We start from the raw sequence: 19,157 nt of genomic DNA on the forward strand, positions 1-19,157 counted from the left end.
CAATATCTGCAGAGCCCTCATCTCTGCCGCTGCCAGGAGACAAGCATGAGCCGTGCCCTGCATGACGTCGCGACCGGCACCCTGTTTGGGGTTGCACTGAACTATCAGGGGCTGCTGAAACAGCGCCTCGCCGAGTTCGAGCAACCGCCTTACCAGAAGCCGCCGGTCAAACCGGTGTTGTTCATCAAGACACCCAACACCCGCAACCGGCACGACGCCGACGTGGTTCATCCAGGTCACGGCCAGCGGCTGCAACCGGGGCCTGCGCTTGGCGTGGTGATGGGCAAGTCGGCCAGCCGTGTCAGCGCCGCCGAAGCACTGGACTATGTGGCCGGCTATACCGTGGTCAATGAATTCAGCCTGCCGGAAGACAGCTATTACCGCCCCGCCGTCAAGGCCAAGTGCCGGGACGGCTTCTGTGCCATCGGGCCTGAACTGGTGCCCACGGCCAACGTTGCCGACCCCCATAGCCTGACAATCAGGCTGTACGTCAACGGCGAGGTGCGCCAGCACAACAACACGGCCAATTTCGTTCGCAACATTCCCCAATTGATCGCCGAGATCAGCGAGTTCATGACGTTGCATGCCGGCGACGTTCTGATCACTGGCACGCCCGAGGGCCGGGTTGATGTCGTGCCTGGCGATCGCGTCGAAGTGGAGATCAGCGGCCTGGGCCGCCTCGTCAATAGCGTTGTGGCCGAGCACACAGGAGCACGTTCATGAAACACGCGCGCATTGGTTTTGAAGGCCAGGTCCACACGGTCACCGTTGAAGCTCACAACGCCGTTCGCCTGGCCGACGGTAGGCTGCTGGCCGAGGATCAGGTCCAGTGGTTGCCGCCGGCCACCGGCAGCATGTTCGCCCTGGGCCTGAACTACGCCGATCACGCCGCCGAACTGGCGTTCAAGCCGCCAACCGAACCGTTGGCGTTCATCAAATCCCCGGGCACCTACACCGGCCACAACCAGATGACCTGGCGCCCCGACAACGTCGCTTACATGCACTACGAGTGCGAGCTGGTGGCGGTCATCGGCAAAGCCGCGCGCAACGTCAAGCGCGAGGACGCGCTGGGTTACCTGGCCGGTTACACCGTGTGCAACGACTATGCGATCCGCGACTACCTGGAAAACTACTACCGCCCCAACCTGCGGGTGAAAAACCGTGATGCCACCACACCTGTCGGCCCGTGGATGGTCGATGTGGCCGATGTACCGGACCCCGGCAACCTGAAATTGCGTACCTGGATCAACGGCGAACTGCGCCAGGAAGGCTCGACCCGCGACATGATTTTCGACATCCCCTACCTGATCGAATACCTGTCCAGCTTCATGACCCTGCAGCCCGGCGACATGATCGCCACCGGCACACCCGAAGGTCTGGCGGACGTGGTGCCCGGTGATGAAGTAGTGGTGGAAGTGGAAGGCGTCGGCCGCCTGGTCAATCGAATTGTCAGCGAAGCCGAGTTCTTCGCATCCCGTAAAGAGGCGTGAGCAGCATGATCAAGCACTGGATCAACGGCCGTGAGGTCGAAAGCAAAGATGTGTTCGTCAACTACAACCCGGCCACCGGTGAAGCCATTGGCGAAGTTGCCAGCGGCGGCGCCGAAGAAGTTGCCCAGGCCGTGGCTGCGGCCAAGGACGCTTTCCCGAAGTGGGCCAACACGCCGGCCAAGGAGCGCGCCCGACTGATGCGCAAGCTCGGTGAACTGATCGAGCAGAACGTGCCGAAACTGGCCGAACTGGAAACCCTCGACACTGGCTTGCCGATTCATCAGACCAAGAACGTGCTGATCCCGCGCGCCTCCCACAACTTCGACTTTTTCGCCGAAGTCTGCACGCGGATGGACGGCCACACCTATCCGGTCGACGACCAGATGCTTAACTACACCTTGTACCAACCAGTCGGTGTCTGTGCATTGGTCTCGCCCTGGAACGTGCCGTTCATGACCGCAACCTGGAAGACCGCGCCGTGCCTGGCGCTGGGCAACACCGCCGTGTTGAAAATGTCCGAGCTGTCGCCGCTGACCGCGAACGAGCTGGGGCGCCTGGCGGTGGAAGCCGGCATTCCCAACGGCGTGTTGAACGTGATCCAGGGTTACGGTGCCACGGCCGGCGACGCATTGGTGCGGCATCCGGATGTGCGGGCGATTTCCTTCACAGGCGGCACCGCCACCGGCAAGAAGATCATGCAGACCGCCGGGCTGAAAAAGTATTCGATGGAACTGGGCGGCAAGTCGCCGGTACTGATTTTCGAAGACGCCGACCTTGAACGGGCCCTCGACGCAGCGCTGTTCACCATCTTCTCGCTCAATGGCGAACGTTGCACCGCCGGCAGCCGGATCTTCATCCAGGAAAGCGTCTACCCGCAGTTCGTCGCCGAATTCGCCGCCCGGGCCAAACGCCTGATCGTCGGTGATCCGCAAGACCCGAAAACCCAGGTCGGCTCGATGATCACCCAGGCCCACTACGACAAGGTCACCGGCTACATCAAGATCGGCCTCGAAGAAGGCGCCACGCTCCTGGCCGGCGGTCTGGAGCGCCCGGCCAACCTGCCGGCGCACTTGAGTCGCGGCCAGTTCATCCAGCCGACAGTGTTCGCCGACGTGGACAACAACATGCGCATCGCCCAGGAAGAAATCTTCGGCCCAGTGGTGTGCCTGATCCCGTTCAAGGACGAAGCACAAGCCTTGCAACTGGCCAACGAGACTGACTATGGGCTGGCCTCGTACATCTGGACCCAGGACATCGGCAAGGCCCATCGCCTGGCCCATGGCATCGAGGCCGGCATGGTGTTCATCAACAGCCAGAACGTGCGCGACCTGCGCCAGCCTTTCGGCGGCGTGAAGGGTTCCGGAACCGGCCGCGAAGGTGGACAGTACAGCTTTGAAGTCTTCGCCGAGATCAAGAACGTCTGCATCTCCATGGGCGGGCATCACATTCCGCGCTGGGGGGCATGATCACAGACAAATCGGGTGATTAACCTTGTGGCGAGGGGATTTATCCCCGCTGGGCTGCGCAGCAGCCCTACACCCGACGACTCGGTGTGTCAGGCCTATTGAGGGGCCGCTCCGCGCCCCAGCGGGGATAAATCCCCTCGCCACAAGTGCAGTGATCCACCCAGAGCATCAAGACCCGATTCACCCGTTATCCGAGATTCAACAAGAACAATTTTTCAGGAGAATCATCATGGGCGAAGTCGTCCTGGCTGCGAAAATCTGCCACGTTCCCTCGATGTACCTGTCGGAGCTGCCGGGCAAACACCACGGCTGCCGCGCAGCGGCCATTGCCGGCCATAAGGAAATCGGTCGCCGCGCCCGTGAACTGGGCGCCGACACCGCCGTGGTGTTTGACGTGCACTGGCTGGTCAACAGCGCCTACCACGTCAACAGTGGCGCGCACTTCAAAGGCATCTACACCAGCAACGAGTTGCCGCACTTCATCAAGAACATGGAGTACGAATACTCCGGCGCTCCGGAACTGGGCGAATTGATCGCCGCCGAGGCCAATGCCGCCGACGTGCGCACCCTGGCCCACAACATCCCGAGCCTGGAGCTGGAATACGGCACGCTGGTGCCCATGCGCTACATGCACATGGATGTTCCGCAAGACCAGAAATTCAACGTGGTGTCGGTTGCCGCCTGGTGCGCCTGGCACCGTCTGCAAGACAGCTTCACCTTCGGTGCCGCCGTGCGCCGGGCCATCGAAAAAAGTGATCGCAAGGTGCTGGTGCTGGCTTCCGGCTCGCTGTCGCACCGCTTTTCCGATGATCGCAATGCCGAAGCCAACATCCACAACTGGACGCGCGAGTTCGACAAACAGGTCGACCTGCATGTCGTGGAGCTGTGGCGCCAGGGTCGCTGGAAAGAGTTCTGCGCCATGCTGCCCGATTACGCCGAGCACTGTTTCGGTGAGGGCAAGATGCATGACACCGCCATGCTTCTGGGGCTGCTCGGTGGGCCGGACTATGCCAAACCCGCCGAAATCATCACCGAACCTTTCGGCAGTTCCGGTACGGGCCAGATCAACGCCATTTTTCCAGTTTGAGCCACAGCGGCAGCCGACCACCCTCGACTTGCCGCTTGAAGCTTGCCACTCACAGCTGCCGACGCAGGAGGCCTCCATGCCCCACTTCATTGCCGAATACACCGACAACATCGAACAACAGGCCGATCTGCCCGGCCTGTTTGAAAAGGTTCACACCCTGCTGGGTGACAGCGGTGTGTTTCCCCTGGGTGGTATCCGCAGCCGTGGTGTGCGCCTGGATACCTGGCGCATGGCCGACGGCAAGCACGACTATGCCTTCGTCCACATGACCTTGAAGGTCGGCCATGGCCGTGACCTGGCTACCCGCCAGAAAGTGGCGCAAAAGCTCTTTGAAGTGATCACCGCGCACTTCGCCGAACTCCAGGCCCAGCGCTTGCTGGCGCTGTCGTTCGAGATGATCGAGCTGCACGAACAGCTCAACTTCAAGGCCAACAACGTTCACGCCTTCCTCAACGCCCAGGCCCATTAAACCCGCCTGCCCGTTCGCCCTTCGGCCTCTCTGACAAAAAGTACAAAATCATGAGCACAGCCAATACCGCCGACACTGCCGGCACAATCGCCCACGACCGCACCCATGCCACCGTCACCTGGCGACTGATGCCATTGCTGTTGGTCTGCTACCTTTTCGCCCACCTGGACCGCATCAACATTGGCTTTGCCAAGATGCAGATGAGCGCCGACCTGCAGTTCAGCGACACGGTCTATGGCTTCGGCGCGGGCCTGTTCTTCATCGCCTACGCGCTGTTCGGCGTGCCGAGCAACATCGCCCTGGACCGGGTCGGCCCGCGCCGCTGGATCGCCACGCTGATGGTGGTCTGGGGGGCTTTGTCCACCGGCATGTTCCTGATCGAAAGCGCCGCTGGGTTCTACGTGTTGCGCTTTCTGCTGGGGGTGGCCGAAGCCGGGTTCTTCCCGGGCATTCTGGTCTTTCTCAACCGTTGGTACCCGGCACGACGCCGCGCCCAGGTGACCGCGCTGTTTGCCATTGCCGTGCCGATGGCCGGCGTGATTGGCGGGCCCTTGTCGGGCGGCATCCTTGAACACTTTCATGACTTCGGTGGCCTGCGCGGCTGGCAGTGGATGTTCGTCATCGAAGGGCTGCCGGTGATTCTGCTCGGCCTGGTGGTGCTCAAGTGCCTGCCGGACAGTTTCGAGACGGTCAACTGGCTGACACCGCAAGCCAAACAGCAATTGCGCGCGCAACTGAGCGTTGAAGAACAACGCAAATCCATCACCTCGTTCTCGGCGATTCTCAACAACCCGCAGGTCTGGTTGCTGGTGGCGGTGTATTTCGCCGTGATGCTGGCGGTGAACACCCTGGCTTTCTGGATGCCCACGTTGATTCACGGCGCCGGAATCGGCAGTGACGGTCAGGTTGGATTGCTCAGCGCCGTGCCGTATCTGGCCGGCTGCTTTTTCATGATCGGCTGCGGCCGTTCGTCAGACCGCCATCGCGAACGGCGCTGGCACCTCTGCGTACCGCTGCTGATGGCGGCGGCAGGCATTGCCATCGCCGGTCTCTCACCCACCAGCCCAACCCTGGTACTGGGTGGCCTGATCATCGCGGGTATGGGTGCCAGTGCAGCGTTGCCGATGTTCTGGCAACTGCCGCCGGCCTTCCTGTCCAACAGCACCCAGGCCGCCGGCATCGCACTGATCAGCTCCTTCGGCAGCATTGCCTCATTCCTGGCGCCCTATCTGATCGGCTGGATGCGCGACACCACCCAGAGCGCCAGCCTGGCCCTTTATGTGCTGGCGCTGCTCATCGCCGTGGGGGGCCTGCTGGTGCTTCGCACCCAGGCCGCCATCGTCAACCCTCAATAAGAGATGCTCTTCATGCTCGATCAAAACCTCATCCAGCAGGCCGCCGCCCGCCTCGACCACGCAGAACGTTCGCGCGAACAGGTGCGGCAGTTTTCCCTCGACCATCCGCATATCACCCTGGACGACGCTTACGCCATCCAGCGCGCCTGGGTTGCGCAAAAGATCAAGGACGGCCGCAAGCTGGTCGGCCACAAGATCGGCCTGACCTCCCGGGCCATGCAGGTCTCGTCGAACATCACTGAGCCGGACTATGGTGCCCTGCTCGATGACATGTTCTTCGACGAGGGCACCGACATCCCGTTCGAGCGCTTCATCGTGCCCCGGGTGGAAGTGGAACTGGCGTTCATCCTCGGCAAGCCGTTGAAAGGCCCGAACGTGACGGTATTCGACGTGCTGGACGCCACCGAATGGGTGATCCCGGCACTGGAAATCATTGATGCCCGCATCCAGCAGATCGATCCACAAAGCAAGGCCACCCGCAAAGTCTTCGACACCATCTCCGACAATGCCGCCAACGCCGGCGTGGTCATGGGCGGACGCGCGGTGCGCCCCACTGAAATCGACCTGCGCAAGGTGCCTGCGGTGCTCTACCGCAACGGCGTGATCGAAGAATCCGGCGTCTCGGCGGCGGTGCTCAATCATCCGGCCAAAGGCGTGGCCTGGCTGGCGAACAAACTGGCGGCCTACGACGTCACCCTGCAGCCGGGGCAAATCATTCTAGGTGGCTCCTTCACCCGTCCCGTGGCGGCCAACCCGGGGGATACCTTCCATGTCGACTACGACATGCTCGGTTCCATCGCTTGCCGTTTCGTCTGATCGGAGACTGACTCATGGACATGCCCATCAATACCTTCAAGCAACGGCTGCGCAGCGGTGAGGCGCAGATTGGCCTGTGGCTGGGCCTGGCCGACGCCTACTGTGCGGAACTGGCGGCCAACGCCGGCTTCGACTGGTTGTTGATCGACGGCGAACACGCGCCCAATGATGTGCGCGGGATGCTCGGCCAGCTCCAGGCCGTGGCCCCCTACCCCAGCCAACCGGTGATCCGCCCAGTGGTCGGCGACACCGCATTGATCAAACAGGTGCTCGACATCGGTGTGCAAACCTTGCTGGTGCCGATGGTCGAAAGCGCCGGCCAGGCTCGCGAACTGGTGCGCGCCATTCACTACCCGCCTCAAGGCGTCCGAGGCGTCGGCAGTGCGCTGGCCCGTGCATCACGCTGGAACAGTATTGCCGGTTACCTCGATAAGGCCGACGAACAGATGTGCCTGCTGGTGCAGATCGAAAGCCGCGAGGGCCTGGCCAACCTGGATGCCATCGCCGCAGTGGAAGGTGTTGACGGGGTCTTCATAGGTCCGGCGGATCTGAGCGCGTCCATGGGTTTTCGTGGCAATCCCGGGCATCCGACCGTGCAAGCCGCCATCGAGGACGCCATCGCCCGCATCCGCCAGGCCGGCAAAGCGGCCGGGATTCTCAGCGCCGATGAACAGCTCGCCCGGCGTTATATCGAGCTGGGCGCTGGGTTTGTCGCGGTGGGGGTGGATACAACCGTGTTGATGCGCGGTTTGCAAAGCCTTGCGGCGACGTTCAAAGACACACCAAAACCTGCGGCTAGCGGTGTGTACTGATAGCAACACAAACCTCTGTGGAGAGGGGGCCTGTGGGAGCAAAGCTTGCTCGCGAAACCGGCACCTCGGTTTCTGAGAGACCGCAGTGCCTTCATCGCGGGCAAGCCTTGCTCCCACAGAAGTTAACCAACCCGGGATCTCAACGCCTGATCGCTTTCAGGTCATTGAGCAACTCCAGTAACGTCTGCAACTTCTGCTCCCCCAACTTGCCCTGCAAACGCTGGTAATTCTCTTCCATGCTCTGGCTCATCGAATCGAAGCTCGCCTGCCCCTGCGGCGCCAGGCGCACCAGCACCCGCCGCTGATCCTGTTCGGCCTTGCGCCGTTCCACCATGCCCGCCGCTTCCATGCGCGTCAGCACGCCGGTCATGCTCGGTTTGAGAATGCAGGCCAGTTCAGCGAGGCGATTGATCTCCAGCTCGTCGTGCTGGCTGAGGATACGGATGACTCGCCATTGCTGTTCGGTCAAACCGTGCTGGTTGAGGGAGGGACGGAAAAAACCCATGGCCGCTTCACGGGCCTGTAGAAGGGTGAGGGTCAAGGATTGGCGCGGTTTGGGCATAGGTGTGTTCGCGAGGAAATTTAGTTAATGAGTTAACTAAATCTTAACAGCTTCGGCGCCAAGTTACCTTGGGGCGAAGGGATTTCTCTCCTCGCCACAAGGCTGAGTGTCGCGCTTGAACCCCTGTAACAACTCAAGCGCCTTTGATGACGCCTTTGAGCACGGCCTTGAAATGCTCCACCTGTTGCTCGCTGAACTGGCCGAATACCTTGTCCTGCTGCTCCTTGGCAATTGCCCAGAGTCCTTCGGTTTCGTCCACGCCCTTGACGGTCAGACGCACTCGCTCGCCCTCATCGGTGACCAGGCCCTTGCGCTTGAGGTTAGCCACGGCCTCTTCGATCTCACGCGCCGGCATCGCCACTTCCCGTTGCAGGTCGCACAGGTTCAGCCCTGCATCGTTTTCCAGCACCATCAACATCCGTGCTTCGCTGGTGCGCAGCCCGGTGGACAGCTGGCGCGGCTGGTAACTGGCCTGATAGGCCCGCAGCGCCTGGGTCATCAGGTAATACAGGTTGTGGCTCAAACGGCCCTGGAAGTGACTGCTGGGGGACTGTCCCTCCTCCCGTTTGGTCATGCGGGTGTGGGGCAAGATCATCGAGTAGGCGCCCTGGTGATAGAGCAACGGTGAGCGGCCGTAATCATCAAACGCCACGACTTTACCGATCATGATCCAGTGATCACCGCCATCGACCTGTTGGAATTTTTCACAGTGAAAACGCGCCGAGCAATCGACAAACACCGGAGCACCTCCCTCCCCGGCCTCGAACTGGATCTCGGCGAACCGATCCTCCTTGGGCCGAGCGAAGTTGTTCGACAGGTCGATCTGATCGGCGGCCAGCACGTTCACCGCAAAATGGCTGGCGGCCTCGAACACACCGTGACTGCTGGAGCGCTTGTCGATGCTCCAGAGAATCAGCGGCGGATCCAGGGACACCGAGTTGAAACTGTTGGCCGTCACACCGACCTTGCGACCATCTTCGGCGGCCGCGGTGACCACGGTCACGCCAGTGGCAAAGTTACCCAGGGCCCGGCGAAACGCACGGGTGTCGAAAGCGCTATCGCACACATCAGACATACAAGACTCCCGGCCGCCTCAGTCGACGGCCTCAATTGTTTTTATATGAGCCAGGCTCAGCGAGCAGGCGGTCAAACCATGGTGGGGTCGGGCTCCAGGCCCATCAGTTCACGGCCCAGAATCTGCGCGCAGACGTCGTAGTCGGTGTAGGCGTGAGCACCGGTCAAATGGGCATCGCGGAACAGTCGTTGCAGTTCATTGGTCTCGAACCAGGCGCCACCCCCGGCTGCTTCCATCAGGCGATCCACTGCCTGAATGCACATTTTGGTGGCGTACCCCTGGTTGGTCCGCCAGAACGCCAGGGTTTCGCGGCTGGGGTATTGGTGGCGCTCACTGTGCTCGGCATGCTCTTGCCAGGTTTTCTCAAGAAACGCCCGGGCTGCTGCCACCTGATGAGTGGACTCGGCCAGGCGCATCAGCGCTGGAGTGGCGGCGCCCACTGCCGCGCCGGTGTAGGCGCGCACGCGGGTCCGGGTTTTCTCGCGAAAAACCTCCAGCATGCGTTCCGCCACACCCAGGCTCACGGTGGAGAAACCGCTGGCGAAATACGGGCGATACGGCGAGTAGAAAATCTTGCTGTCGGGGTACAGGCCAAACCCGGCGGATTTGCCTTCCATCATGTCCTTGGCTTTCTGAATCCGGTGTTCCGGCACAAACGCGTTGTCGATGATCAAGGTCTTGCTGCCACTGCCGCGCATGCCTACCGCGTACCAGTCATCGCGGATTTCATAATCGCTGCGAGGCAGCACCGCGAAGCAATAGTCCTGGGTTCCTTCGGCATTTTTGCGGCGAAATCCCACGATCGCCCACTCGGCATGGTCACAGCCGCTGCTCCAGCCCATTTCGCCGCTGAACATCACACCGCCCTCGACCTCCTCGGTGCGACCGAAAGGTGCAATGCTGCTACTGGCAGTCGCATCGGGATCGTCACCCCAGACTTCTTCCTGGGTTTTGGCCGGGAACATTGCCAATTGATGGCTGTGGGTGCACAACAGGCTCATGGCCCAGGCGGTGCTGGCGCAGGAGCCGGCCAGCAACGCGATGCAGTCGGCGAACTGCGGTAGCGATATTTCCATGCCGCCGTACTTTTTCGGCTGGAAAGCCCGGTGCATGCCGATACCTTTGAGCAAGGCTATATTTTCGACAGGAACGCTACGGTCCTTCTCTGCCTGGAAGGCATTGGCGGCAATGACCGGCAGGATAGGCTTGAGATCTTCGAGCAACGGATTTGGCTTTTTCATGGACGGGCTCTTTTATTATTGGCATCTGCCGATCCCGCCTTTGCCCGGCAACCCGGTGGTGCAGAAATGGCGGAATCAGTGATTAAGGCCCGTTCAGTATGGGTAATCCGGGGCAACTGAAAAATGCACCTTCCAGACCCAAGATTGTACTTTCCACGGTGCGACCTTCACTGCCTTGGCGCGCTCGATCAAATCCGCCGGCACGGATGATCAAGACAGGCGCCAGCACCAGGGCTCTTAATAGGGCCATCGCGTGCAGTGTCTTGCGAAGGCGCTTGTCACGGCGTTTCTTTTCACTTTGTCAGGTTGCGTCATGATCAATATCGAAACGCCCACCTATTACACCGCTACCAAGAAATACAACCTCAGTTTCCCAACCCTGGAACAGGACGTGGAAGCCGACGTCGTGGTGATTGGCGGCGGTTTCTCCGGCATCAATACCGCGCTGGAACTCGCTGAAAAAGGCATTACCAATATCGTGGTGCTGGAGGCGCGTTACCTGGGGTTCGGCGGCACCGGGCGCAATGGCGGGCAGATCATGGCCGGCATCGGCCATGACCTGGAAAAAATCAAGAAGGATGTGGGAGAAGACGGGCTGCGGCAGGTCTTCGAGATCAGCGATCTGGGCGCGGACATCATCAAGGACCGCATCGCCAAGTACGACATCGATGCCGACTTCTGCCATGGCTACGGCTACATGGGCTTCAACGCTCGCCAGGAAAAAACCCTGCGGGCCTGGGAAAAAGACTTCAAGTCGATCAACAGCAAGCATGAGATCCGCTTTCTCGGCGGTTCCGACGTGCAGCAAATCATCGGGTCCAAGGCCTACAGCAGTGCATTGCTGCACATGGGCGGCGGGCACGTGCATTCGCTGAACCTGTTGCTGGGCGAAGCCAAGGCACTGGTCAGCCACGGCGTGCGGATTTTCGAGAACAGTCCGGCCCTGGAAGTCAGCTACGGCGAGCGCATCACCGTGCGCACCGGGCGTGGCTCGGTCAAGGCCAGCAAGCTGTTGTGGGCCTGCGACAGCTTCCTCAACAAACTGGAGCCGGAGCTGCATCGCTCGACCATCAATACCTATGCCTTCCAGATGATGACCGAGCCATTGTCGGAGGAGCTGATCCAGCGCATCAGCCCGATTCGCGGCGCCTACAGCGATATTCGCCCGGTGATCGACTACTACCGCGTCACCAATGAAAACCGCCTGCTGTTCGGTGCGGCGACGCCGTTGATAGAACACATCCCCCAGGACCTCAAGGCCTGGAATCGGCGCCTGATGCTGAAGATTTTCCCGTACCTCAAGGACGTGAAGATCGACCTGGCCTGGGGCGGCCCGATGGCGTGCAGCCCGAACCTGTTTCCGCAGATCGGCACCCTGCCCGGCCGCAACAATGCGTTTTTCGTCCAGGGCTATTCAGGCTTTGGCGTCACCCCCAGCCACATCATCTGCAAGGTGCTGGCCGAAGGCATGAGCGAAGGCTCGGCGCGCTACGACCTGGTCAGCTCCGTCAGGCGCCCGACCATCATCGGCAAGGACGCCATCCGTCCACTGCTGCTGACCGCCGGCAAGTCCTGGCACCAGCTCTCGGGTTACTGGAATGGCCGTCGCTGATGGCCTTGATGTCCGTCAGTTAAGCGAAACCCCTGTGGGAGCAAGCCCGCTCCCACAGATTCAGCGCCTTCACTGACCGGTACTAGACATACATACCCGCTGTTTTTTTCACTCATCAGGAGTCACTGCCATGCCCCTTATCAACCTCAAGAAAGACATCCAGCTGTCCGACCTGGACGCCTGGGGCACCGTCACCGATCTCGGTTCGCAGATTCTCGAAGGCGAAGTCAAAGCCTTCGGCAAAATGACCTTCGGCGCCCCCACCGATGCGGTCAGCAGCGCCTACTTCGGCACGACCAAGGGCAAGTTCCGAATGGTTTATCCGTTCGCCGAACAGGCCACCGTGGTCACTGGCGAAGTGGTGCTGACCGATGAAGCCAGCGGCCAGAGCACCCGCTACAAGGCCGGCGACAGCTGGTTCGTGACCAAAGGTACGCCGGTATTGTGGGAAGTGGTCAGCGAAAGTTTTGTCAAACACTACTTCGCGGTAGTCTGACCGGACCCGGCTGCCGGATTCACCGGCAGCCCTCTTGGCGAAGGTTGCGAGCATGTACGTCATCCCCTCCCAGGACATCGCCGGCCATTGCCTGCACGCGTTCACCCAGCTCGTTCCCGCCAGTCGAGCGGCCTTCTATTGCGTCGACCGACAGTTGCAAGCCCATGACTTCAGCCTGCATGGCATGAGCGGCGAGATGCATCGCGACTATCTGGACAACTATCGCCAGTTCGACCCGTTGCAGCCGCGCAACTACGTTTCCAGCGACCTGGCCGTGGTGCCTCTTGGCCTGGCCATGGCCCGCCAGCCAATCCGTGAAAGCCATCGCTACCGCCATTTTTTACAGCGCTACGACGTGGTGGATGTGGTGGAAGTCTTCGCCCATCGGGGCAGTCGGCCTCAAGCGGCCATTTCCTTGTTGCGCACCGCCGAGCAAGGCGTCTTCACCAGCGAGCAACTGACGCAGCTCGCAGCGCTGCAAGCGTTACTGCAACTGGCCGTCGCCAACCTGCCGCCGCAGGACGACTCGCTCAGTAGCCTGACCCCCAAGGAACGCCAGATAGCGTTGCTGCTGCGCCAGGGCGTCAGTAACAAAGAGTTGGCCCGAGAGCTGGACGTCGGCCTGCCCACGGTCAAGACGCATCTGATCAACCTGTTTCGCAAGACCGGCGTGAGCAATCGAACCGAGCTGGTCAGCAGCCTGTTCCTCTAAGCCATTGCCTGTGCCGGTTCAACCATTCGGTTGATGGGCCAGCCCCGCGCAAGGCGCCATGATCCGGGTGGCTATCTCATCCAACCGGAGTCTTGCAATGACCACACCTACAGACTGGATCACCGTCGGCGCCCTGGCTGACGGCTTTGCCTCTGAAGCGTTCATCCTGCCGAACCTGGCCGACCTGAACGGTAAGACCTTCACGCTGAATTTCGCCAATGGCTGGCAGATCGAACACCGCTTCGAACAGCAAACCCTGTCATGGAACGCAGCCGACGGCCATTCCAGCGGCACTGCGCCTTATCGAGCCACGTCGGTGCGGCCAGGCCTCTACCTGGTGGATTTCGTCAAGCACGAAGGCGCACAAGCCTGGTCGGTCAGCCTGGTACTTGATACCGCTCACGCGGCGTTCACCGCAGTGATCGGCAGCATGCCCGGGCAAGAACAAACTCGCGAAGGTCTGTACAGCCGCGCGCTGGCCGGCCAGCCACTGACGGGCGTGAAAGTGGAGTTCCTTCACGGCAGTCTCGACCGCCCCTGGCAGCAGGGCCTGTGCCCACATGCACCGACCACCGAACTGGTGGGCCTGCGCAACCTGTATCGCTACAGCCCCAGCGAAGTCTACGAACACATCTATCTCAACGACCGGTTCTATTCCTGGCAGTGCCTCAAGGGTGTCGAACAGGGCCTGTGCGATACCGACCGGTGTGACACCTACAAGATCGCCGATCAGTTGTACCTGTTCGTCTGGCGGGAAAAGATCATCCCGACCCTGGGCCTGGTGCTGATCGACATGCAGCAGCACCGCAGCGACGGCAAGATTTTCGGTTATGCCGGCGCGTCTTTCGATGAGTTTTCCAATTTCCCCGTCAGTTCCTACTGCCAGGTTCTCAACCGGACGGAATATCCCGATGCCTGAATTGCGCACCATCGTGATCACGGGCGCGGGCACTGGCATCGGTGCCGCCTGCGCCCGGTTGTATGCCGCTGAGGGCGCCAACCTGGTGCTGATCGGCCGACGCCGCGAACCTCTGGCGCAACTGGCCGAGGAAATAGGCGGCCTGGTGCTGGTGGGCGATGCCGCGTGCCCGACGACCTGGGACGGCTTCGTCGCACAGATCCGCGAGCGTTATGGCCGGCTCGATGTGCTGCTGGCCTGCGCTGGCGGCATGGGCCTGGGCAGCGCCACCCAGACCAGCCCGCAGACCTGGGAAGCGGCCATGCGCAGCAATCTCGACAGCGCCTTCTACAGCGCCCGGGCGTGCCTGCCGCTGCTGCAGGAAAGCGCTGGCAACATTGTCCTGATCGCATCCATCGCGTCGTTGGCGGCAGGCCCGCAAGTCTGCGGCTATACCACCGCCAAGCACGCGCTGCTGGGGCTGAACCGCTCCCTGGCGCGCGATTACGGCCCGCGCGGGGTGCGGGTCAACGCCGTCTGCCCGGGCTGGGTGCGCACGCCGATGGCTGATGAGGAAGTGCAGGTCTTGATGCAGTTTCACGGCGAAACGCTGCAGCAGGCCTACGACAGGGTCTGCGCGGACGTGCCATTGCGCAGGCCCGCCAGCGCGCTGGAGATTGCCCATGTGTGTCGTTTCCTGGCCTCGAATCAAGCCTCGATCATCACTGGCGCGGCACTGGTGGCCGACGGTGGCTCCAGCATCGTAGACGTACCAACCCTGGCCTTCAGCCGGATGGAGGTCACGGATGCCTGATGATCTGGATTTCAGCGCAAAAACGGTGCTGGTCACAGGCGGTGCCCAGGGTATAGGCCGGGCCATCGTCAAAGCCTTCGCCTGGCGTGGGGGCCGTGTGGTGATCGCTGACCTGGACCTGGCACAGGCCGAGGCGGTGGCGAGCGAATTGACCGCTACAGGTTGTCAGGTACAGGCCGTGGGCGTGGACCTGGCCGATGCAACGGCGATCAGTACGCTGATGGCTGATCTGGAGCAGCGTCTGGGGAGGCTGGATGTTCTGGTGCACAACGCCGGGTACTTTCCCCTGACACCCTTTGCCGGGATCACACCAGCGATGCTTGAGCGCACGCTGGCAGTCAACCTTTCGGCGCTGTTCTGGCTGACTCAGGGAGCATTGCCGATGTTCCGTCGGCAGGGCCAGGGCTGCGTGCTGGTGACCTCCTCGGTCACCGGCCCGCGGGTGGCTTATCCAGGGCTCAGTCACTATGCGGCGTCCAAGGCCGGAGTCAACGGGTTCATCCGCAATGCGGCACTGGAACTGGCGAGTGAGCATATCCGGGTCAACGGCGTCGAACCCGGGATGATCGCGACACCGGCCATGGCGAACCTGGGAGATGATGCGGTCAATCAAGACATCGCCCGTCGGGTACCGCTGGGACGCCTGGGCACCCCGTCCGACATCGCCGGCGCCATGCTCTTTCTGGCATCGGACCTGGCCGCGTATGTGACCGGACAAACCCTGGTGGTGGACGGCGGCTCGACCTTGCCCGAGGTTTGAGCGTGTGGGAGCGGTGCGTCGGCTGGCGATGATGTCGACGCAGCCGTCATCACCGGCAGCCCTGCTCCCACAGCCCCCATCCACTGTGGGAGCGAGCCTGCTCGCGATAGCCGTGGGTCAGCTTGAGCCGACCCTGAATGCGCCCACCACTCAAACCACCCCCTGTACCTGTTGCAGATGGCTGGCACGAAATTCCTTGGGCGATAGCTCGAACTGTTTCTTGAACGAACGGCTGAAATGGGCCGAATCGGTGAAGCCCCATTTGTAGGCGATCGAAGTGATGGATTCGTCCCGCAGGAACGGATTGGTCAGGTCATCGGCGCTGCGCTTGAGCCGGGCCCGCTGGATGTAGCGGCAGACGCTGTCATCCTGTTCTTCGAATAAACGGTACAGGTGGCGCACCGAAATGTTCAGACGGTTGGCCAGGCCCACCGGGCTCAAGCCGGGCTGGGTCAGGGACTCGTCGATGACTTTCTGCACATAACTGCGCAAGTGACTGCCCTGCAACGCAACGCCGTCATCCTCCGATCCGGTGCCCTGCTCCAGGGCCGAACCGAGCAGCGAAACAAACGCATTCTGCAAAGCTTCGCCTTCTCCTGTGGCGCCCTCACCGTCGGGAGTGTCCTTGCACAGCTGATCCATCAAGACGTGCAACATGCGCCCACAAGCCTTGCGCGAGGAGATCTTGCCGAAGGTCCGGGTTTCCCCGCCCAGTTTCCTGGACACATCCTGGCGGGACAGAGACAACACCGCGTGTTCAATCAGGCCGAACGGGCTGATCTCGAGCGAGCCCACCGAATCCATCAATAGCAGTTCGCCGGGCGCCAGCTGGATGCTCAGGCCGTTCTGAGTAATGCGTGAATATCCACTGCGCTGACTGACCAGGAAGCAATCCTGGTCGTCATCGTGGTCGGGATTTGGCGAGTGACGCTTGATACAGCCAGCGTTGGTACGCAAGTTGGCGAGGGAAAGACCGCCACGGAAGAAATTCGACACCTCACCAATAAACAGCGCGCGATTAAAGGCCAGTTCCGTCTCGAAATGGCCGCAAGTCGCGCGCAGATCCCGGTTCCAGGTCTCCAGCCCGTCTTGCCCAACCTGATGCATGCTCATGGCGCTCTCCGCAGTGGCTTATTGTTTTTGTACGGCAATAGTTAACATGTTATCTATATGCACGCAACAAGTACCTGATCGCCAGAGCAGTAGCACAATTGATGCCAGGGCAAAGCCCACAAATCAGAGTGTTCCCAGCACCCTTTGCAAGCCGCTCAAGACCGCCCACAAGGCAATCCGTTGCTCGCGGCTCAAAGCAATGTAGCGCCGAAAGGCCGGCATCCGATTCACCACCTCACTGCCGCCCATGTGCTCCAGCCGCACGCACCACTGGTGGTCTTGCAGATCGATGCGCAGGCGTTTGAAGTCCAGCGGCATGAGGGCTTGGTACAGCGCCGGATCGCCCTCTATCGCCGTCTTCAAACGAGCCGACAGCTGATTGTCCCCTTCCTTGAGCCGACAACGAATACCCTGGCGACGCACGGCCCCGCCATGGTGCAGTTCCACGCGTGCCGTGCCCTCTCTCGACGCAGGCACGCGCAGCACGAACTCGGTCATCACCAGGTGCATCAACAACTGCGACTCGGTGCGCTCGACGATCTCCACCTGCAAGCAACCATCATCGGTGACGGCCATCGCCATCACCGGGCCGGACATCTCGAATCGCGCCAGCCCGAGGTTGCGCCGCAAGTGTTCCAGCGTCACCCCGGGACGATAACCGACCGGGGCGCGGTGGGCACTGAACAGCTCAGACAGTCTTCGCAGCACGTTCGTCAAACTCGCTGACAGGTTGCCCTGGCTCATGGGAAAACTCCTTGGCCAGCACGTCTTCCACCGACGCGGGCTTGAATGGATTGACCTTCTGCACCACCAGGGTCCAGAACAAGGCGTAGGCCGCAGTGCCACCGAGCATCACCGCGAATGGAACGTAAATGTCTGCCGGATTCATGCCTGGTGGAGTGATGAACCACATGCCGATGACGATGCCGACACTGGACAGGATCTGAGGCAGCGGGAAAAACGGTGAGCGATAGGCCCGTGGCAGATCCGGACGACGGATCCGCAGGCTGATCACCGACACGGTCACCAACAGGTAGGCAAAACTCCAGGCACACACTGCAGCCAGCACCAGATGCATGATGTTGTCGGTATTGCCGCCGAGCCACAACGCGTGCAGACAGGGAATCAGCATCGCCACAAGGATGCACAGCACGGGGGTCTTGAAACGCGGGTGCAGATAGGTGAAAAACCGCGGCAGCGCACCATCCACCGCCATGCCATACAGAATCCGCGGCACACCGGCCATCAGGGTGTTGATGGTCGCCGCTCCGGCAAACAGGAAGCCGATCCCCAGCCACATCGGACCGATATCGCCCATGACCTGCTCGGCGAATCGCGGAATCGCCATGGGCGTGTCCAGCAAGTGCACGCCGCTGGTGGCATCGAGCAGCACGTTTTCGACCTGGCGCTTCATCGCCGCGCCATAAATGAACATGCACGTGGCAACGCCGAACAACCCCAGCATCATGGCCCGCGGCATGGTCGTGGCCGAGCGCCGCAGGTCCGGCGCCAGTGGCGTGACGAACTCGCAACCGACAAACATGAACATGGCCATGCCCACCAGCGACAGCACCGTCACCAGGTCGGTGCCCACCACGGATGCGCCAAACCACCCCTCCAGCTCCACCGCCGGAGCGGCGATCAAGCCCAATACGCCGAACACCATCAGGGTCGTCCACATGCCGAACGTGAGGATGATCTCGGCCCGGCCGAAGGCGCTGACACCAAACGCGTTCAGCACGCCGAAGACCACGACGAACCCTACACCCAACAGCCAGGAGCCACCCGCCGATTCGGCCAGGGTGTTGAGGTGCTCGAAATTCACCAGGGCCATGACCCCGGCCAGGATCGTTTCCGCAGTCCCGGCGAACACATGGACAATCAGGTAGGCCGACAGCGTACCGGTGATTGCAAAAAAGCGTCCCATGCCACAGTTGATGTAGTCGTAGACCGAGCCGGTGGTGGGCAGGATCGAGGCGGCTTCGGCGAAGGTGGTCGCCTGGGCCAGCATCATGACCACGGCGATCAACATCGCCACGGCAAAGGCGCTGCCGCCAATACCGAAGCCCATGGTGGCGGTGAGAATCACCGGGCTTGCCATGATCAGGCCAATGGTGCTGGCCAACGCGGTGGGAAAGCCCACCGTACCCCGGTTCAAGTGCTCGGTGAGCCTGTCATTGATCGACATCGTGAAGATCCTCGAAAGCGGATTTTTAGTATGGATGCCACTGCCGTCCAGGAGCCGGCGCTCAAGCCTTCCCCAGCCAGTCCCTGATCGAAACGGCGTCGCGTGCAGGATCACTGTGCGCCGCCCTCGGCCCGAGCGTCTTGCCCGTGTCTGCCGCCGGTTTTGTTGCTGCCTGCCAGCGCTCGCGCCTT

The 19,157-nt window shown here is 61.4% G+C and carries 20 protein-coding genes; 14 read left to right on the forward strand and 6 right to left on the reverse strand.

The window, feature by feature from the left end:
* The first annotated feature begins 45 nt into the window (after positions 1-45).
* From HQ912_RS16230 to hpaI, 8 genes are all read left to right on the forward strand, one after another.
* Positions 46-723, forward strand: a complete 678-nt coding sequence (locus HQ912_RS16230) for a fumarylacetoacetate hydrolase family protein (RefSeq protein WP_047229900.1) — start codon at positions 46-48, stop codon at positions 721-723.
* Positions 720-1,490 (forward strand): fumarylacetoacetate hydrolase family protein, encoded by a 771-nt coding sequence (locus HQ912_RS16235; protein WP_107321715.1) that lies wholly within the window; start codon positions 720-722, stop codon positions 1,488-1,490. The genes HQ912_RS16230 and HQ912_RS16235 overlap by 4 nt, the downstream gene beginning before the upstream one ends.
* Positions 1,491-1,495: 5 nt before the next feature.
* Positions 1,496-2,956: a 5-carboxymethyl-2-hydroxymuconate semialdehyde dehydrogenase gene (gene hpaE, locus HQ912_RS16240; RefSeq protein WP_047229902.1), complete on the forward strand. Its 1,461-nt coding sequence runs from the start codon at positions 1,496-1,498 to the stop codon at positions 2,954-2,956.
* Between the two features lie 229 nt (positions 2,957-3,185).
* Entirely contained in the window at positions 3,186-4,043 is an 858-nt protein-coding gene (gene hpaD / locus HQ912_RS16245; protein WP_107321714.1) for a 3,4-dihydroxyphenylacetate 2,3-dioxygenase, read from the forward strand.
* 76 nt (positions 4,044-4,119) lie between these two features.
* Positions 4,120-4,512, forward strand: a complete 393-nt coding sequence (locus HQ912_RS16250; RefSeq protein WP_047229904.1) for a 5-carboxymethyl-2-hydroxymuconate Delta-isomerase — start codon at positions 4,120-4,122, stop codon at positions 4,510-4,512.
* Positions 4,513-4,562: 50 nt separating this feature from the next.
* A complete protein-coding gene (locus tag HQ912_RS16255; protein WP_047229905.1) occupies positions 4,563-5,867 on the forward strand; it encodes an MFS transporter in 1,305 nt (434 codons plus the stop codon).
* Between the two features lie 12 nt (positions 5,868-5,879).
* On the forward strand, positions 5,880-6,683 hold the full coding sequence (gene hpaH / locus HQ912_RS16260) for a 2-oxo-hept-4-ene-1,7-dioate hydratase (RefSeq protein ID WP_047229906.1): 804 nt from the start codon (positions 5,880-5,882) through the stop codon (positions 6,681-6,683).
* A 14-nt stretch (positions 6,684-6,697) separates the two neighbouring features.
* A complete protein-coding gene (hpaI, locus tag HQ912_RS16265; RefSeq protein WP_047229907.1) occupies positions 6,698-7,495 on the forward strand; it encodes a 4-hydroxy-2-oxoheptanedioate aldolase in 798 nt (265 codons plus the stop codon).
* A 139-nt stretch (positions 7,496-7,634) separates the two neighbouring features.
* On the opposite strand, the gene hpaR is transcribed toward hpaI, so the two are convergent.
* The 3 genes from hpaR to HQ912_RS16280 all read right to left on the reverse strand — a co-directional run bounded on the left by hpaR (position 7,635) and on the right by HQ912_RS16280 (position 10,373).
* Positions 7,635-8,057, reverse strand: coding sequence for a homoprotocatechuate degradation operon regulator HpaR (hpaR, locus tag HQ912_RS16270; protein ID WP_047229908.1), 423 nt, complete (start codon positions 8,055-8,057; stop codon positions 7,635-7,637).
* Between the two features lie 133 nt (positions 8,058-8,190).
* Positions 8,191-9,132, reverse strand: coding sequence for a p-hydroxyphenylacetate 3-hydroxylase reductase component (locus HQ912_RS16275; protein WP_047229909.1), 942 nt, complete (start codon positions 9,130-9,132; stop codon positions 8,191-8,193).
* Between the two features lie 71 nt (positions 9,133-9,203).
* Positions 9,204-10,373: a p-hydroxyphenylacetate 3-hydroxylase oxygenase component gene (locus HQ912_RS16280; RefSeq protein ID WP_047229910.1), complete on the reverse strand. Its 1,170-nt coding sequence runs from the start codon at positions 10,371-10,373 to the stop codon at positions 9,204-9,206.
* Between the two features lie 313 nt (positions 10,374-10,686).
* Between HQ912_RS16280 and HQ912_RS16285 the strand changes: the two genes are divergently transcribed.
* From HQ912_RS16285 to HQ912_RS16310, 6 genes are all read left to right on the forward strand, one after another.
* The gene (locus HQ912_RS16285; RefSeq protein ID WP_160892530.1) at positions 10,687-11,985 is read left to right on the forward strand and encodes an NAD(P)/FAD-dependent oxidoreductase; all 1,299 of its coding nucleotides are present in this window, start codon (positions 10,687-10,689) and stop codon (positions 11,983-11,985) included.
* Positions 11,986-12,115: 130 nt separating this feature from the next.
* A complete protein-coding gene (locus HQ912_RS16290; protein ID WP_160892528.1) occupies positions 12,116-12,481 on the forward strand; it encodes a cupin domain-containing protein in 366 nt (121 codons plus the stop codon).
* Between the two features lie 52 nt (positions 12,482-12,533).
* Complete coding sequence (locus HQ912_RS16295; RefSeq protein WP_160892526.1) at positions 12,534-13,193, forward strand: helix-turn-helix transcriptional regulator; 660 nt, start codon at positions 12,534-12,536, stop codon at positions 13,191-13,193.
* Between the two features lie 97 nt (positions 13,194-13,290).
* On the forward strand, positions 13,291-14,112 hold the full coding sequence (locus tag HQ912_RS16300) for a molybdenum cofactor biosynthesis F family protein (RefSeq protein ID WP_173407024.1): 822 nt from the start codon (positions 13,291-13,293) through the stop codon (positions 14,110-14,112).
* Positions 14,105-14,905 (forward strand): SDR family NAD(P)-dependent oxidoreductase, encoded by an 801-nt coding sequence (locus HQ912_RS16305; protein WP_173407025.1) that lies wholly within the window; start codon positions 14,105-14,107, stop codon positions 14,903-14,905. The genes HQ912_RS16300 and HQ912_RS16305 overlap by 8 nt, the downstream gene beginning before the upstream one ends.
* Entirely contained in the window at positions 14,898-15,665 is a 768-nt protein-coding gene (locus HQ912_RS16310) for an SDR family oxidoreductase (RefSeq protein WP_173407026.1), read from the forward strand. Before HQ912_RS16305 ends, HQ912_RS16310 begins: the two co-directional genes overlap by 8 nt.
* Positions 15,666-15,815: 150 nt before the next feature.
* Here HQ912_RS16310 and feaR read toward each other — a convergent pair whose 3' ends face one another.
* From feaR to HQ912_RS16325, 3 genes are all read right to left on the reverse strand, one after another.
* Positions 15,816-16,778 (reverse strand): transcriptional regulator FeaR, encoded by a 963-nt coding sequence (gene feaR / locus HQ912_RS16315; RefSeq protein ID WP_047229917.1) that lies wholly within the window; start codon positions 16,776-16,778, stop codon positions 15,816-15,818.
* 123 nt (positions 16,779-16,901) lie between these two features.
* Positions 16,902-17,522, reverse strand: a complete 621-nt coding sequence (locus HQ912_RS16320) for a DUF3156 family protein (protein ID WP_047229918.1) — start codon at positions 17,520-17,522, stop codon at positions 16,902-16,904.
* On the reverse strand, positions 17,467-18,966 hold the full coding sequence (locus HQ912_RS16325; protein WP_139050442.1) for an APC family permease: 1,500 nt from the start codon (positions 18,964-18,966) through the stop codon (positions 17,467-17,469). The genes HQ912_RS16320 and HQ912_RS16325 overlap by 56 nt, the downstream gene beginning before the upstream one ends.
* Positions 18,967-19,157: the final 191 nt, after the last annotated feature.

The organism is Pseudomonas sp. MPDS (assembly GCF_013283895.1).
GTDB lineage: Bacteria > Pseudomonadota > Gammaproteobacteria > Pseudomonadales > Pseudomonadaceae > Aquipseudomonas > Aquipseudomonas rhizophila.

Coding starts and splice junctions, on each gene's coding strand:
- HQ912_RS16230 (WP_047229900.1), top strand. CDS start 46: ATGAGCCGTGCCCTGCATGACGTCGCGACCGGCACCCTGTTTGGGGTT.
- HQ912_RS16235 (WP_107321715.1), top strand. CDS start 720: ATGAAACACGCGCGCATTGGTTTTGAAGGCCAGGTCCACACGGTCACC.
- hpaE (WP_047229902.1), top strand. CDS start 1,496: ATGATCAAGCACTGGATCAACGGCCGTGAGGTCGAAAGCAAAGATGTG.
- hpaD (WP_107321714.1), top strand. CDS start 3,186: ATGGGCGAAGTCGTCCTGGCTGCGAAAATCTGCCACGTTCCCTCGATG.
- HQ912_RS16250 (WP_047229904.1), top strand. CDS start 4,120: ATGCCCCACTTCATTGCCGAATACACCGACAACATCGAACAACAGGCC.
- HQ912_RS16255 (WP_047229905.1), top strand. CDS start 4,563: ATGAGCACAGCCAATACCGCCGACACTGCCGGCACAATCGCCCACGAC.
- hpaH (WP_047229906.1), top strand. CDS start 5,880: ATGCTCGATCAAAACCTCATCCAGCAGGCCGCCGCCCGCCTCGACCAC.
- hpaI (WP_047229907.1), top strand. CDS start 6,698: ATGGACATGCCCATCAATACCTTCAAGCAACGGCTGCGCAGCGGTGAG.
- hpaR (WP_047229908.1), bottom strand. CDS start 8,057: ATGCCCAAACCGCGCCAATCCTTGACCCTCACCCTTCTACAGGCCCGT.
- HQ912_RS16275 (WP_047229909.1), bottom strand. CDS start 9,132: ATGTCTGATGTGTGCGATAGCGCTTTCGACACCCGTGCGTTTCGCCGG.
- HQ912_RS16280 (WP_047229910.1), bottom strand. CDS start 10,373: ATGAAAAAGCCAAATCCGTTGCTCGAAGATCTCAAGCCTATCCTGCCG.
- HQ912_RS16285 (WP_160892530.1), top strand. CDS start 10,687: ATGATCAATATCGAAACGCCCACCTATTACACCGCTACCAAGAAATAC.
- HQ912_RS16290 (WP_160892528.1), top strand. CDS start 12,116: ATGCCCCTTATCAACCTCAAGAAAGACATCCAGCTGTCCGACCTGGAC.
- HQ912_RS16295 (WP_160892526.1), top strand. CDS start 12,534: ATGTACGTCATCCCCTCCCAGGACATCGCCGGCCATTGCCTGCACGCG.
- HQ912_RS16300 (WP_173407024.1), top strand. CDS start 13,291: ATGACCACACCTACAGACTGGATCACCGTCGGCGCCCTGGCTGACGGC.
- HQ912_RS16305 (WP_173407025.1), top strand. CDS start 14,105: ATGCCTGAATTGCGCACCATCGTGATCACGGGCGCGGGCACTGGCATC.
- HQ912_RS16310 (WP_173407026.1), top strand. CDS start 14,898: ATGCCTGATGATCTGGATTTCAGCGCAAAAACGGTGCTGGTCACAGGC.
- feaR (WP_047229917.1), bottom strand. CDS start 16,778: ATGAGCATGCATCAGGTTGGGCAAGACGGGCTGGAGACCTGGAACCGG.
- HQ912_RS16320 (WP_047229918.1), bottom strand. CDS start 17,522: ATGAGCCAGGGCAACCTGTCAGCGAGTTTGACGAACGTGCTGCGAAGA.
- HQ912_RS16325 (WP_139050442.1), bottom strand. CDS start 18,966: ATGTCGATCAATGACAGGCTCACCGAGCACTTGAACCGGGGTACGGTG.